Source organism: Streptomyces reniochalinae (genome assembly GCF_003323735.1).
In the GTDB taxonomy this organism is placed as follows: domain Bacteria; phylum Actinomycetota; class Actinomycetes; order Streptomycetales; family Streptomycetaceae; genus Streptomyces; species Streptomyces reniochalinae.
The window spans coordinates 185451-200910 of the sequence record NZ_QOIM01000038.1 but is presented as its reverse complement, the minus strand read 5'-3'; the positions used below and the strand labels follow the sequence as shown (position 1 = coordinate 200910).

Below are 15460 nucleotides of genomic sequence, written 5' to 3'. Positions count from 1 at the left end.
CCCGCGTGATGGGCGGCCGGCCCACGCCCGTCGGGGCCCGGCGTCAGGAGCGGTCGGTCAGCACCGCGGTCAGCGGATCGTCCGCGTCCAGCAGGGCGGCGACCTCGGCTGCGGTGGGCCCGGTGGCCGGGCCCCGACGGGTGACGGCCACGGACGCCGCCACGTTCGCGCCGCGGGCCGCGTCCAGCGGCCCCGCACCCCGCCCGAGCAGGGCGAGGAACGCGCCGACGTGCGCGTCACCCGCCCCGTTGCTGTCCACGGCTGCCACCGGACGGCCCGGCACGTGGACGGCGCCGCCGTCGCCCGTCACCAGCCGGCAGCCGTCCGCGTCACCGCGCACCAGCACCCCCGCTCCGGGACGCAGCCTCCCCGCCAGCTCCTCGGCGGCCGCGGCGTCGTCCCCGAGGCCGGTCAGCAGCCGCGCCTCCCTGCGGTTGCAGCTGAGCCAGTCCACCCGGGCCAGGACCCGCGCCAGCCGCGCCGGGTCGATGTCCGCGACGAGCGGACCCGGATCCAGGCACAGGGTGACGCCCTCGGGCAGCGCGGCGGCGAACGCGGCCAGCCGCTCGGCCGCACCCGCCGGCACCAGCCCGTAGCCGGACAGCTGGACGAGGTCGCCGGGGCGCGGCGCCTCGGCCACCGCCCTGATCTGGTCCTCGCTCAACTCCCCCTCGACGCCCGTCGACGTCACGAACGTGCGCTCGCCCTCGGAGTCCACCAGGGCGACGCAGAAGCCGGTGTCCCGGTCGGTGCGGGCGGGCAGCAGCGCGGTGACGCCCTCCGAGGCGAGAGCCTCGCGCACCAGGTCACCGAGCGGGCCTGTGCCGTGGCCGCCCCCGTACACGGCGGGCAGCCCCATGCGGCGGGCCGCGGACAGCACGTTGAAGCCGCCGCCCGCGGTCTGCACGGAGTGCGTGGCGAGCACGTCGCCGCCCCGCTCGGGCAGGTGCGGCACGCGCAGCACCATGTCGACGAGCACACTTCCGGCGAGGATCAGCCGCGCGGTCATCGCTTCGCTCCCTGCTCGGGGGCCTCGGCGCGCTCGGCGCCCTGCCCGGTGGCCTCGGCGGGCTTCGCGCCCTGCCCGGGAAGATGCGCCGCCTCGGAGTCCAGGGCGCTCCTCGCGGCCTCGGCGCGCACCGCCCGGTCCAGGGGGTGCAGCAGGCTGTAGACCACGGCCGCGACGACGAAGGTCACCACCCAGCCGAGCCCGTTGGTGCCCAGCCAGCTGTGCGCGAGCGGCCCGGAGAACCACACGTCGGTGTCGCTGGTCTTCGCCTCGGTCAGCAGCAGCCCCACCACGATCGCCACGGCCCACGCCGTACAGGCCGACCAGGCGAACCCCCCGTCGTACCAGTAGCGCCCCGAGCGCCCCGGCTTCATCAGCGCGTCCGCGTCGTAGGAGCGGCGGCGCAGCATGTCGACGGCGAAGACGCCCACCCACGCGGTGATGGGCACCGCCAGCAGCGTCAGGAAGGTGGTGAAGGGACCGTAGAAGTCGCCCGCGACCAGCATGAAGTAGATGCCGCCCGCGAAGGTGAGCACGATGTCCAGGCCGACGGCGACCGTGCGCCTGGCGCGGACCCCGAGCGTGACGAGAGTGAGCCCCGCCGAGTACACCGACAGGTGGTTGGAGAGCAGCAGCCCGCCGAAAGCGGCGATCAGATAGGGCACCGACATCCACGACGGCAGCATCGCGTCGATGGCGGCCACCGGGTCGGAGGCGGCGGCCAGCGAGGTGTCACCGGCCGACAGCAGCGAACCCAACGAGATCAGCAGCACCAAAGGGATGCCCGCGCCCCACGCGGAGGCCAGCACGAGCCGCCCGCCCGGTATGGCACGCGGCAGGTAACGGGCGTAGTCGGCGCCCGCGTTGGCCCAGCCGATCCCGGTGCCCGCGGCGATCGTCCCGACACCCGCGACGACGGCGCTCAGCGGCGCGGCGGGCGCGTGCACCACCTTCGCCCAGTCGACGGTCGCCACCAAGAACGCCATGACCAGCAGGTTCAGCAGCCCGAACACGTAGGTGGCCCACTTGTTGATCCACATGATGGTGGCGTGGCCCAGCCCGCTGATGAGCAGCGTGCAGGCGATGAAGACCAGCAGGCACACCACCGTGAGCACCGTGTTGTGCGGGGCGCCGAAGACGATCGCCAGCAGGGAGAGCAGCGCGTAGGCGGCGGTGGTGGTGTTGACCGTCTCCCAGCCCACCCGGCTGATCCAGGTCACCAGCGTAGGGCCGGTGTTGCCGCGCCGCCCGAAAACCGCCCGGGAGAGCGTCAGGGCGGGAGCACCGCCGCGCTTGCCCGCGATGCTCAGGGCGCCCACCAGCGCGAACGAGCCGAACGCGCCGATCACCGCGACGAGGACCGCCTGCCAGATGTTCAGCCCGCGGAACGCGACCAGCGTCGCGCCGAGCGGCAGTCCCAGCAGCGAGATGTTCGCGGCGAACCAGGTCCAGAACATCTGGCCCGCGTGGCCGTGCCGTTCCGTGTCCGGCACCGGCTCGATGCCACGGGTCTCCACGGCGCCGACCAGCTCACTCCTCTTCGAGTCAGCCATGGCCACCTCCTTGTGAGGCGAGAGGCGGGGAGCGGTGCTCCCCGCGGACGGGGGGAGAGGACCTCTCCGCCGAGAGGTCCCCTTCAGGGAGGGCGGGCCGGTGTGTGCGGCCCGCTCGGGCACGGCCGTCACCACCGGCCCCGGGGAACGCGCCTTCGCCAACGCGTCCGTGTCGACGCCGTCGTCGCGTCCGGTCCGAAGACCGGCCGTCATGCCCGGTCCGAAGCTCGGCCTTGCCGTGCGTCGCAGGACGGCGCGGGGCCGTGCCGCGGCGCACTGCGGAGGCGCCGCTCAGGCGGCGCCTCCACCCGCGGGCGGAGGCGTGCCGCGCAGCTCCAGCAGCCGGGCCGCGAGCGGGTCCATGTCCAGCCCGTTGACGGTGCGCAGCGTCTCCACCGCGCGGGAGGGCAGTGCGCTCAGGCCGGCCACCGCGCCGGAGACGGCACCGGCCAGTGCACCGATGGTGTCGCAGTCGCCGCCCAGGTTGGCGGCCAGCACGCAGGCCCGCCACGGGTCGTCGCCGGCCAGGGTGAGCACCGCGAAGGCCGCGGGCACCGACTCCTGGCTGGCGACGCTGGTGCCGATCAGTGAACCGATCACCTCGACGGCCTCGTCCTCGGGCACCCCGGCCACCGTGCGCCGCGCCCAGCGGATGCGGGTCGCGATGTCGGCGCCCGCCGCCCAGTGGCCGCGCCGGGCACCCGCCGCGGCGGCGGTCTCGGCCGCGTCCATGGCCTCGTCGAGCGTCGCGCCGTCCACCGCGCTGCTGACCGCGGCGGCGACGGCCGCCGCCGCCGCGATCCCGAGCGTGGTGTCGTGGGTGACCTGGCAGGACTCCACGACCCGGTCGAGGAACGTCTCGAAGGGCCGCAGGGGGAAGGCCACGCCGACGGGGGTGACGCGCATGGCCGCGCCGTTGGTCGTCCCCGACCTGCCGGCCTCGGCGACCGGTACCCCGCGCGTGACCGCGTCCAGCGCCGCCTTCGTGGAGGGCCCGAGCAGGTCCAAGGATCCCTTGGCCTTCATCTGCGCCTCCCACGCCAGCAGGGCGCGGGCGAACCCCTCCGGGTCGATGTGGCCTTTGCCGTCGGCCAGCAGCCGGCCCACGAGGAGGGCCTGGTCGGTGTCGTCGGTGATGCTCCCGGCGGGCAGCCCCGCCGCCACCGGGTTGTCGGGCGGGCCCGCCTCGAAGCCGGTGACCTCCCCGAAGCGGGCCGTGATCGCGGGGCGGGACATGATCTGGGTGGGCATACCGAGCGCGTCTCCGAGGGCGAGCCCCCACAGGGCGCCCAGTGCGCGGTCGGTGGCGGGGTGGAGCGGTGGGGGCGGGGGGTGGTGCATGAGGGGCCGCTGTCCTTCTCGGTCGTGCTGTGTCTGTCGTGCCGTGTCGGTGATGCCATGTCCTTGGTCGGGCCGCCTTCGTCGGGGCCGCCTTCGTGGCGGGCTGCCGTCGTCGGGGCTGTCGTGGGAGCTGTGGGGTCAGTGGGGTTCGCCGAAGCTGGTGCGCAGTTCGAACCGTGCGGGGTCCAGCAGGCTGACCACGTGTTCGAGGACGGCTCCCGCGGGGGCGCGCCCGATGCGGGTGACCCGCAGGAACGAGGTGCCTTCGGGCCGCTGCAACTGGGCCGCGTCGGCCGCGTCCAGCGGTACGGCGGTGGCCCGCTGCTCTCCCGAGGCGACCACGAGACCGACCGCGGCCAGGGTCGCGGTCAGCGACCCGTCGACGAGACCGGTGCGCGGCACCTCCTCCAGCCCGGGGGCGAGCGGCACGCGGCTGCGTTCGAGGGAGACCCGCGCGCCGTCCGCGAGGGAGCGCATCCGGTCGACGGCGAGGAACCTGTCGGATGCCAGGCCGAGTTCCGCGCCGAGGGCGCGGTCGCGTACGGCCTCCAGGCGCAGCACCGTCGTCGAAGGCGTGACGCCGCCCTGTTCGGTCAGCGCCTGTTTCCAGCCGTGCCGGTTGTCCAGCGGGGCGCCGTCGAAGCTGACGAAGGAGCCGATGCCGGGGTGGGTGCGCACCAGGCCCTCGTCGGCGAGGGAACGCAGGGCGGCCCGCACTGTCGAGCGGCTCACGGAGAACCGTTCGGTCAGCGCGTGCTCGCCCGGCAGCCGGCTCCCGTCCGGCAGGGTGCCGCGCCTGATCTCCCGGCTCAGGATGCGGGCCACCCGGTGATGCTTGTGCGCCTGTTCGGACATGTCCGCAGCGTAGACGTACCTGTCCGAACCTGTCTGTTCCGTGGGTCACACCGCCCCGCACACGGCCCCTGTCCACCACCTGGGACGTAAGGGCCGGGGCGCGCAGCGCGAGGGTCGCGCCGGTTAAGCTCGGGCGATGAGCAGCAGCGAGATCGAGCAGGCCGAGGCGTCCGTGCGGGCGGAGCTGGACGCGTTGCGGGACAGCATCGACAACATCGATGCAGCCGTCGTGCACATGCTCGCCGAGCGTTTCAAGTGCACGCAGCGCGTCGGCAGGCTCAAGGCCGACCACCACCTGCCCCCCGCCGACCCGGCCCGCGAGTCCCGCCAGATCGAGCGGCTGCGCGGCCTGGCCAAGGACGCCAAACTCGACCCGGCCTTCGCCGAGAAGCTGCTCACCTTCATCATCGCGGAGGTCATCCGCCACCACGAGCAGATCGCCGACGGCGTCCCGCCCGGCGGAAGAGGGAACGCCGCGGGAAGGGACTGAGCCCGCGCGGGCCCGTCAGGGGCTCGATTCGGGCGGCGGGGCGAACGGCCCGGTGTGCGTGAGCGCCAGCAGCCCGATGACGACGGCCCCGACCCAGAACAGGACGATCAAAAAGCGCCCCGTCGGGTTCTGCCAGTTGAGGACGTGGCGGTTCTGCCGGAAGTCCCTCCTGGGGCTGCGCTTGAACAGCGGCTCGTTCGGATCCATGCGCCCGACCCTACGCCGGACGGGGCGCGGCCCCGCCGCGGCCGGGGACCGCCCTCAGCAGTCCTCCTCGCCCAGGCGGTGCACCCGCACCAGGTTCGTCGAGCCGGGGACGCCGGGCGGGGAGCCCGCGGTGATGATGACCAGGTCGCCGCGCTCGCACCGGCCCAGCTTCAGCAGCATCTCGTCGACCTGGTCGACCATCTCGTCCGTGGACTGCACCGTGGGGCCGAGGAAGGTCTCCACGCCCCAGGTCAGGTTGAGCTGCGAGCAGGTCGCCCGGTCGGGCGTGAACGCCAGCACGGGGATGGGGGAGCGGTAGCGGGACAGCCGGCGCACCGTGTCACCGGACTGCGTGAAGGCCACCAGATACTTCGCACCGAGGAAGTCGCCCATCTCGGCGGCGGCACGGGCCACCGCGCCGCCCTGGGTGCGCGGCTTGCTGCTCTCGGTCAGCGGCGGCAGACCCTTGGCGAGCATCTCCTCCTCCGCCGCCTCCACGATCCGGCCCATCGTGCGCACCGTCTCCGTCGGATACTTGCCCACGCTCGTCTCACCGGACAGCATCACGGCGTCGGTGCCGTCCATCACCGCGTTGGCCACGTCGGAGGCCTCGGCGCGCGTCGGGCGGGAGGCGTCGATCATCGAGTCCAGCATCTGGGTGGCGACGATGACCGGCTTGGCGTTCCGCCTGCACAGCTTCACCGCCCGCTTCTGCACCAGCGGCACCTGCTCCAGCGGCATCTCCACGCCCAGGTCGCCGCGCGCGACCATGATGCCGTCGAAGGCGTCGACGATCGACTCCAGGTTCGCCACCGCCTGCGGCTTCTCCACCTTGGCGAGGACGGGCAGCCACCGGCCCTCCTCGGCCATGACCCGGTGCACGTCCTTGATGTCGTGCCCGCTGCGCACGAACGAGAGCGCGATCATGTCGGCGCCCGTCCGCAGCGCCCAGCGCAGATCCTCCACGTCCTTGTCGGAGAGCGCGGGAACCGAGACGGCGACGCCCGGCAGGTTGAGCCCCTTGTGGTCGGAGACCATGCCGCCCTCGACGACCAGCGTGTGCACGACCGTGCCCTCCACGCGGGTGACCTCCAAAGTGACGCGGCCGTCGTCCACCAGGATGCGCTCCCCGGCGGTCACGTCGGCGGCCAGCCCCTCGTAGGTCGTACCGCACACCGAGCGGTCGCCCTCGACCTCCTCGACGGTGATGGCGAACTCGTCACCCCGTTCAAGGAGTACAGGCCCTTCCCGGAAACGGCCCAGCCGGATCTTCGGACCTTGAAGGTCCGCCAGCACCCCCACACTCCGCTGCGTCTCCTCCGAGGCCGCGCGCACCCGGTGGTAGCGCTCCTCGTGCTCGGCGTGCGTTCCGTGGCTCATGTTGAACCGGGCGACGTCCATTCCCGCCTCCACGAGCGTCTTGATCTGCTCGTACGAGTCGGTCGACGGTCCCAAGGTGCTGACGATCTTTGCTCGGCGCATGGTTCGAGCCTACGAGTTACCGGCGCGTACAGAACCGTCGCCCGGCAATTGTCCAACCGGCCTTTACCGAAAGGACATTGATCCTCGAAGACAACTAATAAATTGCGCGGGCGCTCGCTCTGATGAGCGCCCCGAATACGCTCCCCGTCTCGTCAGTCGAGACGCGGCACACTCATCACGAAACGCGCGTTCACCTGCGCCCGCACCGTCTGCCGCTGCGGCTCCAGATCCAGCTCGGGCGGCGGCCCCGCCGGCCCCCCGTACCCACGGAAGGAGGCTCCCGGCGCCGCCGGCATCTGCGGCGCCGCGTTCTCCGCACCCAGATCCGCCAGCTCCACCAGCGCCACCAGGCCCGCGCCCACCGCCTCCGCGTACTCCCGCGCCCGCGTCACCGCCTCCCGCACCGCCTGCTGCCGCGCCTCACGATGCGCGGGCGAGTCCCGCCACAGCCCCCACCACGGGCCCTCCACCTGCGTCAGCTCCAGATCCCCCAGCCGCGACGTCAGCTCACCCAGCACCGTGAAATCCGTGACCGTCGCATTCAGCCGCACCCGCCCGTGATAGGCGTGCACCCGCTCCCTGCGGCTCTTGTCGCTCAGCTGCGGCTGCACACTGAACGTGCCCGTCGACAGCTTCTCCACCGCGTCGCCGTACCCCCGCACCAGCTCCAGCGCCCGCGTGTTGCGCCGCGTCAGATCCTCCAGCGCCGTCCGCCGGTCGGTGCCGCGCGCCGAAACCGTCACGTCGATACGCGCGTACTCCGGATCGAACTCCAAACTCGCCTCCCCGCGCACCGCGACCCGCGGCGCCTCCGGCGTGCCGTACGGAACGGCCGGCGCATCCCCCCAACCGGCGGCCCGGCCACCCAGGCCGCCCCCACCCTGCGCGGAACCGGACGACGACGGGGAGTCGGGCGGCAACTGGCCACCGGATATCTCAGTCATACGCCCACTGTGGCAGACCGCCCCGCCGCACCCGCCCCCGAACGGCCACCGCGCAACCCGAACGTCGTGAACGCCGTACGCCGCGGCAGGGGATAACACTCCCGGCCCGTCAACGCGTTGAGGATCACCGCACTGCGATACGCCGCCAGCCCCAGGTCCGGCGCGCCCACCCCGTGCGTGTGCCGCTCCGCGTTCTGCACGAACACCGAACCCGTCACCACCGGGTCCAGCACCAGCCTGAACTCCTCGTCCACCAGCGGCCGCCCCGCGGCGTCACGCCGCAGATACGGCTGAAGCGCCCCCAGCAGCCCGTCCGCCGGACGCTCCGCGTACCCCGTCGCCAACACCACCGCGTCCGTCGTCAGATACGCACCCTCACCCTGCTCCGCGTGGTCGAGACGCAACCGCAACCGCCCCCCACCAGGACCCTCCACCGCACCCACCCGCACCCCCGGCGTGAGCACCGCGTCCGGCCAGCCGCCGTCCAGCGCCAGCGCCCGGCGGTAGAGCTCGTCGTGCACCGCCGCCAACGTCTCCACGTCCACCGCCTTGTGCAACTGCCACTGCCGCGGCAACAGCCCCTCGCGCACCCGCTCGGACAAACCGTGGAAATAGCGGGTGTAATCCGGGGTGAAATGCTCCAGACCCAGCTTGCTGTACTCCATCGGCGCGAAACCCGCACTGCGCGTCAACCAGTGCAGCCCCTCACGCCCCACCGGACGCCGCCGCAACAGATCCAAGAACACCTCGGCACCCGACTGGCCCGAACCGACCACCGTCACATGCTCCGCCGCGACCAACTCCTCCCGGTGCGCCAGATACTCCGCCGAGTGATACACCGGCACCGCCGCGTCCTCCACCTGCGGCCGCAAGCCCTTCGGCACCTGCGGAGCCGTACCGATGCCCAACACCAGATTCCGCGCGAACGACCTGCCCAGCGCCGCCGCCTCACCCCGGGCGTCCAACTGCGTGAAATCGACCTCGAACAGCCCCCGCCCCGCATCCCAGCGCACCGCGTCCACCTGGTGCCCGAAATACAGCCCCGGAACGTTCTCGCTCACCCACCGGCAGTACGCGTCGTACTCCGCGCGCTCGATGTGGAACCGCTCCGCGAAATAGAAAGGGAACAACCGCTCCCGCTCCCGCAGAAAACGCAGAAACGACCACACGCTCGCCGGATCCGCCAACGTCACCAAATCGGCCAGGAACGGCACCTGGAGCGTCGCCCCCTCGATCAGCAGCCCCGGATGCCAGCGGAAGGACGACCGCTGCTCGTAGAAAGCCGCCCGCAGCCCCGGCACCCCGTCACCCAGTGCCGCCAACGAGAGATTGAACGGGCCGACACCCACCCCCGCCACATCCAGCGGCTCCGGCTCCCCCGCGCCCGCCACCCGCCGCGCCTGCTCCACGCCCCTCACGCGTCCGCCCCCTCCACCACGGTCCCCTCCGCCGCGGCCTCCTCCACCAGCTTCACCAACGCCGCCAGATCACTCGGCGCCACCAGCGGATTGAGCAACGTCACCTTCCACCACAGCCCGCCCCCCAGCGAAGCCCGGCCCAGCACCGCCTGCCCGCGCTCCAGCAGCCGCCTGCGCACCCCGGCCACCAGCGCGTCGTCCCCGCCCACCGGACGGAAGACCACCGTCGTAAGCGAAGGGCGCGCGTACAACTCGAACCCCTCCGTGCACGCCACCAGGTCCGCCAGCTCCACCGCCGCCGCACACGTGCGCTCCACCAGCCGCGCCATCCCCGAACGGCCCAGAGCCCGCAGCGTCACCGCCACCTTCAACACATCAGGACGGCGCGTCGTACGCAGCGAACGCCCCAGCAGATCCGGCAGCCCCGCCTCCGTGTCGTCATCCGCGTTGAGGTAGTCCGCACAGTGCTCCAGCGGACGCAGCGCCGCCCCGTCGGGAACCGCGAAGAACCCCGCCGCCACCGGCTGCCAGCCCAACTTGTGCAGATCGAACGAGACACTGTCCGCCCACCGCAGCCCGGCCAGCCGCCCCCGCAGCCGCTCACTGAACAACAGCGGCCCCCCGTACGCCGCGTCCACGTGCACCCGCGCCCCGTGACCGCGCGCCACCCCGACCAGCTCCGCCAGCGGATCGAGGTCACCGGTGTCCGTCGTCCCCGCCGTCGCGACGACCAGCGCGGGCGCCCCCTCCAGCCCGTCCAGCGCCACCCGGAGCGCCGCAGGCTCCAGCACCCCACGCGGCGTCGGCACCACCAAAGGCGGCGCCAGACCCAGCAGCCACGCCGAACGGTGCACACTGTGATGCGCGTTCGCCCCGCACACCACCCGCACCTCCCCGCCGGCGGCCCCAGCCGCCTGGCGAGCCAGCAGCAGCCCCAGCTGATTCGCCTCCGTACCACCGGTCGTCACCAGCGCGTCCGCACCCGCGTACGCGTCAGTGCCGGCACCCGCGCCCGGGCCGCAAGACGAACCGGTATCCGCCTCCGCACCGCCCGTGCCCGGAAACACCAGCCGCGCCAGCTCCCGGCACACCAGCGCCTCCACCGTCGAGGCAGCCGGAGCCTGATCCCACGAATCCAGCGACGGATTCAGCGCACTGGCCGCCACATCGGCCGCCGCCGCCACCGCCAGCGGCGGGCAGTGCAGATGCGCCGCACACAACGGCTCCGCCGGATCGGCCGCCCCCGCCGCCACCGCACCCACCAGCGCGTCCAGCGCCGCCTCCGCACCCGAACCCACCTCGGGCAGCACCGCGCCGGCCGCCTCCCGCACCCGCCAGGACACCTCGCGCGGCCCGCCCGCGGGCAACGGACCCCCGCGCTCCACGGCACCCCGCTCCAGCGCCGCCAGCACCGTCCCCAGCAGCGGACGGAGCGCGGCGGGCCCGCCGCCACCACCCGCCAGCAGACCGGCGTCCGCCTCACCGCCCACCTCGGCGCCGTAAGCGGTCTCGTGCAGGCCATCGACGGTGAACGCAGACATAGGGCACGGCTCTTTCGTTCGGTACACGGCGGCCGCCGAACTCACCGGCGACCACGCTTGGTTAGGCGTACCTAACCTACGTGCCGCCCGCTCCCACACCCCACGATCCGCGGCCTACTTCCCCCGAAGGTGGTAGCCCCGCACCCGGCTCTCGGCCCCCGGTCCTCCGTGCCCCGCGGCCCCGCGTCCTCACCCCACAGCCGTACGCACCCCCAACGCCCGCCGCAGGTCGTCCAGCTGATCCTCCAGCCGACGCCGCAACGCCGGCAGCATCTCCCGCCGCGTCAGACACTCCTCGCCCAGACTCAGCGTCTCCTCGTCCACGAACGCCGCAGGAAACGCGTACCGCCCCGCCACCTCGGCCAGCGCCGGCCCGCGCCGCTCCGCCAACGGCACCACCTCGGCGAAGTACCGCCCGGGATAGCCCGCCAGCAACCCCGCCTGCTCCGGCTGCCAGAAACCCTGCGCCGTCGCCGTGAACAGATAGTTCGACAGCGCGCCACCAGAACCGAACATCGCCTCCCAGGCCGCCTCCTTCGCCGCCGCGTCCGGCAGCGCCGCCCGGCACCGCGCGGCCGCCTCCTCACCCCGCGCACCCGCGTCCGCCGCCCGCGCCTCCTCGATCTGAGCCACACCCACCGCACCGAGCACCGACAACCGCAACAGCAACCGCCACCGCAACTCCACATCCAGCACCGGGCCGCCAGGCACCTCACCCGCCGCCCACCACGCCGACAACTCCCCCGGCGACGTCGCACAGTCGATGAAGTACCGCGCCGCCGTCAACCGCAGCCCCGCACCACCACCCGCCCCCGAGGACCCGTCCGCGCCCCCGCGCGCATCCGTGCCCGAAAGCGCGTCCGTGCCCGAAAGCGCGTCCGTGCTCGCGGACGCGCCGGACGTGGCCGAGAGCAGATCACGGCACAACTGAGACAGCAGCCCCAACGCCTCGCCGCGCTCCCCACCCGTCAGAAAACGGTCCGCCGCGTGCCCCCGCGCGAACGCCAACACCCCCTGCACCACCGCGTTGTCCGTCTCGAACGGCAGATGCTCCCGCGCCGTCCGCACGTACTCCAACGGCCCCAACTCCGCGTCCCGCACCATGTCACGCGCCGCGTTCCACACCACCGCACGCGACAACTGCCCCGGCAGCCCCGACAGCGCCCCGCGCACCGAACCCCACGACACCGGATCGAGACGCACCTTCGCATACGTGAAATCCAGGTCATTGACCAGCACCAGATCCGGGCGCGGCCCCTCCAACGTCATCGTCAACCGGCCACCGTCCCCGGGCACGTCCCGCACCAGCCGCTCCCGCAGAACCAACCGCGACTCATCCGCCGGCGCCCTGTCGTACAGCCCCACCGCGAGCCGGTGCGGACGGCGCCCCACATGCTCCACGTCCACATACCACCGCCGGTCCTCCGACTCACCCACCCGCGGCACCAGCGTGTCCACCCCCGTCGTCCGCAACCAGCACTCCGCCCACCCCCGCACATCCCGCTCCGAGGCACGCGCCAGCGAATCGAGGAAATCCCCCAACGTCGCGTTCGAGAACCGGTGCCGGGCGAAATGGTCGTTGATACCCGCCAGGAAATCCCGCTCACCCAGCCACACCACCAGCTGACGCAGCGCCGAAGCACCCTTCGCGTACGAGATCCCGTCGAAATTGCTCCGCGCCGACGCGGTGTCCGGCACCCCCTCCGGATCCGGCGCCACCGGATGCGTCGAAGGACGCTCGTCCGCGTCGTACCCCCAGCTCTTGCGCGCCACCGCGAAATCCGTCCACGTGTCCGTGAACCGCGTCGCCTCGCTCAGCACCTGGTACCCCATGTACTCCGCGAACGACTCGTTCAGCCAGATGTCGTCCCACCAGCGCAACGTCACCAGATCGCCGAACCACATGTGCGCCATCTCGTGCGCGATCACCATGCCGCGCGTCTGCCGCTCCGTGTCCGTGACCGCCGACCGGTGGATGAACTCGTCCCGGAACGTCACCAGACCCGGATTCTCCATCGCCCCCGAGTTGAACTCCGGCACGAACGCCTGATCGTAGGAGTCGAACGGATACGGCTCGTCGAACAACTCGTGGTACCGGTCGAAACAGCGCCGCGTGATCTCCAGCAGCTCCGCCGCGTCCGCCTCCAGATACGGCCCCAGCGACCTGCGCACGTGCAGACCGAACGGCAGCCCCGCGTGCTCCGTGCGCACCGAGTGGAAAGGACCCGCCGCCACCGCCATCAGATACGTACTGATCGGCGGCGTCGGCGCACACTCCCACCGCCCGCCCTCCCCCGTACGGGCCGCCACCCCGTTCCCCAGCACTGTCCACCCCTCGGGCGCCGTCACCGACACCTCGAACGACGCCTTGAGATCCGGCTGGTCGAAACACGCGAACACCAGCGGCGCGTCCGTCATGCAGCACATCGTGTAGACGTACGCGTTGCCGTCCTCCGGATCCGTGAACCGGTGCATGCCCTCACCCAGCCGCGAATACGGCATCAACGCCTCGACCCGCAACTCGTGCTCCCCGGCAGCCAGGCCACGCAGCGGCAACCGCCCCTCGGCCGGCTCGCCCGGATCGAGCGCCCGCCCGTCGAGCTCGGCCCCCACCAGCCGCGTGGGCCGCACCTCCACGAAGGTGTCCACCCCCGCCTCCAGCACGGTGAACCGCACCACGGTCGTGGACCCGAACACCTCCTCCCCTCGCGTCAGATCCAGATCCACCCCGTACCGCTCGACCCTGACCGCCCGAGCCCGGCTCTCCGCTTCCGCACGCGTCAACACGACCATGCGCGCCATAGTGCCCCAGACACGACCTGTGGGCACGGGTGCGTCAGTACTTGGGGCCGATGCGCGCGTCCATGAGGGCGACGGAGGCGCGGCGGGCGACGGAGATGTTGTACGGCACCGTGCCCCGCCTGGTGACCTTCCACTCGACGCCGACCTGGTCGAGGGTGCGGCAGTAGAGCGCTCTGATGTCCTCGGAGACGTTGGTGAAGAAGTACCGCGGATACTCGTACCGCTTCCGCTGCCCGGCGACCATGCGGGTGGTCCAGTTGGTGATGCGGCAGCCGTCGGAGTGGACCAGGCCGCGAAGGAGCTCCCAGGGGTGGGCGTCGACGATCTCCTGCTGCCAGCGGGCCAGGAGGATCGGGCGCTCGTGCTTCCTGCCGGATCCGTGCTGAGGGAAGAGGCACCACAGGTGTTGGGAGTACACCTTCACGTTGTGGCAGCCGGTCCTCCTGACCCGGCATACGGAGTTGTGGGGGAACACCTGGCGCATCGCCTTTTCGCACTCCGCCATGAGGCCGGGCCAGGCGTCGCCGCAGGCCACCATGAGACTGGGCACCCTGTGCGCGGAGTACCGGATGATGTGGCCGTCGCCGAGGTAGAGGCCGAGGAGGTAGGCGTAGGCCTGCTTGTCGAAGCTCCGGCCCTCACAGCGTGGGCACGCGCGGCGCCGGCCGTCACGGCCGGGGTGCGGTGTGATGACTCCCTGGCGTAACCGCTCCCGGTGCAGCCAGTAGCCGACGGTTCCGTAGGGGACCTGAAGCCGCTCGGCTATCCGGCGGTTGGACATCCCGCTCCGCCGCAGTTCGATGACTTGTGCCCTTTTCGCAGAGTCGTGCGCTCGCATGTGGGCAGCATCACGCCAGCTGCTCCGGGCAGGGACGAAAACAGGGCTCCGGTCACTCGTACGAGTGACCGGAGCCCTGTTGCGGTGCCGGGTGCGGGATTCGAACCCGCACGCCCTTTCGGGCAATCCCTTTTGAGGGGATCATGTCTGCCCGTTCCATCAACCCGGCTAGGTGACCGACTGACCGACGAACCGAGCATACCCCGTCACCGTTGCCGGGTGGGAATGGGTAAAGTCGAGGGCCCCACCTGTGCGGAAACGAGGAGCCCAGTGAGCGCCGCGGACGTCCCCGAGTCTGAGAGTGTCCAGAGTGCAGAGCCCGTGGAGGCTGCTGCCGAGGCGAGTGGCGGCGCGCACGTGCCTCCGGCGACGCGGCGGGTCGTGATCGCGGAGGACGAGGCCCTGATCCGGATGGATCTCAAGGAGATGCTCGAGGAGGAGGGCTACACCGTCGTCGGCGAGGCCGGCGACGGGCAGCGGGCCGTGGATCTGGCCCGCGAGCACCAGCCCGACCTGTGCATTCTCGATGTGAAGATGCCGGTACTCGACGGCATCTCCGCGGCGGAGAAGATCGCCGAGGAGAGCATCGCGCCGGTTTTGATGCTGACCGCGTTCTCCCAGCGTGAGCTGGTCGAGCGGGCCCGCGACGCGGGTGCCATGGCCTACCTGGTGAAGCCGTTCAGCAAGAGCGACGTGGTACCGGCCATCGAGATGGCGGTCTCGCGGTTCACGGAGCTGCGGGAGCTGGAGAAGGAGGTCGCGGACCTCGCCCAGCGGCTGGAGACGCGGAAGCTGGTGGACCGGGCCAAGAGCGTGTTGCAGACGCAGTACGGGCTGACGGAGCCGGCGGCGTTCCGCTGGATCCAGAAGACGTCGATGGACCGCAGGCTGTCGATGCAGCAGGTCGCGGAGGCGGTCATCGCGGACGGTGAGGAACGCAAGAAGCAGCGGTAGCAGCGGCGGCGGTGGCGCTCGCGGGC

At 72.1% G+C, this 15460-nt stretch carries 13 protein-coding genes and 1 tRNA gene; 2 read left to right on the top strand and 12 right to left on the bottom strand.

Annotated features, from left to right (window positions below; all coding sequences use genetic code 11):
• Nucleotides 1-43 precede the first annotated feature (43 nt).
• The 4 genes from DQ392_RS20380 to DQ392_RS20365 all read right to left on the bottom strand — a co-directional run bounded on the left by DQ392_RS20380 (nucleotide 44) and on the right by DQ392_RS20365 (nucleotide 4758).
• The gene (locus DQ392_RS20380) at nucleotides 44-1009 is read right to left on the bottom strand and encodes a PfkB family carbohydrate kinase (RefSeq protein ID WP_114017080.1); all 966 of its coding nucleotides are present in this window, start codon (nucleotides 1007-1009) and stop codon (nucleotides 44-46) included.
• Nucleotides 1006-2562 carry a purine-cytosine permease family protein gene (locus DQ392_RS20375; RefSeq protein ID WP_245981701.1) on the bottom strand — a complete coding sequence of 519 codons (1557 nt, stop codon included), beginning with the start codon at nucleotides 2560-2562 and terminating at the stop codon, nucleotides 1006-1008. The genes DQ392_RS20380 and DQ392_RS20375 overlap by 4 nt, the downstream gene beginning before the upstream one ends.
• Nucleotides 2563-2853: 291 nt before the next feature.
• On the bottom strand, nucleotides 2854-3903 hold the full coding sequence (locus tag DQ392_RS20370; protein WP_114017079.1) for an ADP-ribosylglycohydrolase family protein: 1050 nt from the start codon (nucleotides 3901-3903) through the stop codon (nucleotides 2854-2856).
• 138 nt (nucleotides 3904-4041) lie between these two features.
• Nucleotides 4042-4758 carry a GntR family transcriptional regulator gene (locus tag DQ392_RS20365; protein ID WP_114017078.1) on the bottom strand — a complete coding sequence of 239 codons (717 nt, stop codon included), beginning with the start codon at nucleotides 4756-4758 and terminating at the stop codon, nucleotides 4042-4044.
• 136 nt (nucleotides 4759-4894) lie between these two features.
• Here DQ392_RS20365 and DQ392_RS20360 point away from each other — a divergent pair, with 136 nt between their 5' ends.
• Nucleotides 4895-5248, top strand: coding sequence for a chorismate mutase (locus DQ392_RS20360; protein ID WP_114017077.1), 354 nt, complete (start codon nucleotides 4895-4897; stop codon nucleotides 5246-5248).
• A 15-nt stretch (nucleotides 5249-5263) separates the two neighbouring features.
• Here the strand turns inward: DQ392_RS20360 and DQ392_RS20355 are convergent, their stop codons facing one another.
• The 8 genes from DQ392_RS20355 to DQ392_RS20320 form a co-directional block, all read right to left on the bottom strand.
• Complete coding sequence (locus tag DQ392_RS20355; RefSeq protein ID WP_114017076.1) at nucleotides 5264-5455, bottom strand: hypothetical protein; 192 nt, start codon at nucleotides 5453-5455, stop codon at nucleotides 5264-5266.
• 54 nt (nucleotides 5456-5509) lie between these two features.
• Nucleotides 5510-6937, bottom strand: coding sequence for a pyruvate kinase (pyk, locus tag DQ392_RS20350; RefSeq protein WP_114017075.1), 1428 nt, complete (start codon nucleotides 6935-6937; stop codon nucleotides 5510-5512).
• Between the two features lie 152 nt (nucleotides 6938-7089).
• Nucleotides 7090-7881 carry an SIMPL domain-containing protein gene (locus tag DQ392_RS20345; protein WP_114017074.1) on the bottom strand — a complete coding sequence of 264 codons (792 nt, stop codon included), beginning with the start codon at nucleotides 7879-7881 and terminating at the stop codon, nucleotides 7090-7092.
• Nucleotides 7878-9299, bottom strand: a complete 1422-nt coding sequence (locus tag DQ392_RS20340; RefSeq protein WP_245981700.1) for a lysine N(6)-hydroxylase/L-ornithine N(5)-oxygenase family protein — start codon at nucleotides 9297-9299, stop codon at nucleotides 7878-7880. Before DQ392_RS20340 ends, DQ392_RS20345 begins: the two co-directional genes overlap by 4 nt.
• Nucleotides 9296-10840, bottom strand: coding sequence for a pyridoxal phosphate-dependent decarboxylase family protein (locus DQ392_RS20335; RefSeq protein WP_114017073.1), 1545 nt, complete (start codon nucleotides 10838-10840; stop codon nucleotides 9296-9298). The genes DQ392_RS20340 and DQ392_RS20335 overlap by 4 nt, the downstream gene beginning before the upstream one ends.
• A 189-nt stretch (nucleotides 10841-11029) precedes the next feature.
• Complete coding sequence (gene pepN / locus DQ392_RS20330; RefSeq protein ID WP_114017313.1) at nucleotides 11030-13633, bottom strand: aminopeptidase N; 2604 nt, start codon at nucleotides 13631-13633, stop codon at nucleotides 11030-11032.
• 43 nt (nucleotides 13634-13676) lie between these two features.
• A complete protein-coding gene (locus DQ392_RS20325) occupies nucleotides 13677-14480 on the bottom strand; it encodes a helix-turn-helix domain-containing protein (RefSeq protein ID WP_114017072.1) in 804 nt (267 codons plus the stop codon).
• An 85-nt stretch (nucleotides 14481-14565) separates the two neighbouring features.
• Nucleotides 14566-14649, bottom strand: a tRNA-Leu gene (locus tag DQ392_RS20320).
• A gap of 101 nt (nucleotides 14650-14750) precedes the next feature.
• Here DQ392_RS20320 and DQ392_RS20315 point away from each other — a divergent pair.
• Nucleotides 14751-15434 (top strand): ANTAR domain-containing response regulator, encoded by a 684-nt coding sequence (locus DQ392_RS20315; protein WP_245981698.1) that lies wholly within the window; start codon nucleotides 14751-14753, stop codon nucleotides 15432-15434.
• Nucleotides 15435-15460 lie beyond the last annotated feature (26 nt).

What these genes read in the sequence shown, in the direction of transcription:
- DQ392_RS20365 (WP_114017078.1), bottom strand. Translation starts at nt 4,758, where the DNA reads ATGTCCGAACAGGCGCACAAGCATCACCGGGTGGCCCGCATCCTGAGC.
- DQ392_RS20380 (WP_114017080.1), bottom strand. Translation starts at nt 1,009, where the DNA reads ATGACCGCGCGGCTGATCCTCGCCGGAAGTGTGCTCGTCGACATGGTG.
- pyk (WP_114017075.1), bottom strand. Translation starts at nt 6,937, where the DNA reads ATGCGCCGAGCAAAGATCGTCAGCACCTTGGGACCGTCGACCGACTCG.
- pepN (WP_114017313.1), bottom strand. Translation starts at nt 13,633, where the DNA reads ATGGTCGTGTTGACGCGTGCGGAAGCGGAGAGCCGGGCTCGGGCGGTC.
- DQ392_RS20355 (WP_114017076.1), bottom strand. Translation starts at nt 5,455, where the DNA reads ATGGATCCGAACGAGCCGCTGTTCAAGCGCAGCCCCAGGAGGGACTTC.
- DQ392_RS20370 (WP_114017079.1), bottom strand. Translation starts at nt 3,903, where the DNA reads ATGCACCACCCCCCGCCCCCACCGCTCCACCCCGCCACCGACCGCGCA.
- DQ392_RS20375 (WP_245981701.1), bottom strand. Translation starts at nt 2,562, where the DNA reads ATGGCTGACTCGAAGAGGAGTGAGCTGGTCGGCGCCGTGGAGACCCGT.
- DQ392_RS20325 (WP_114017072.1), bottom strand. Translation starts at nt 14,480, where the DNA reads ATGCGAGCGCACGACTCTGCGAAAAGGGCACAAGTCATCGAACTGCGG.
- DQ392_RS20360 (WP_114017077.1), top strand. Translation starts at nt 4,895, where the DNA reads ATGAGCAGCAGCGAGATCGAGCAGGCCGAGGCGTCCGTGCGGGCGGAG.
- DQ392_RS20335 (WP_114017073.1), bottom strand. Translation starts at nt 10,840, where the DNA reads ATGTCTGCGTTCACCGTCGATGGCCTGCACGAGACCGCTTACGGCGCC.
- DQ392_RS20345 (WP_114017074.1), bottom strand. Translation starts at nt 7,881, where the DNA reads ATGACTGAGATATCCGGTGGCCAGTTGCCGCCCGACTCCCCGTCGTCG.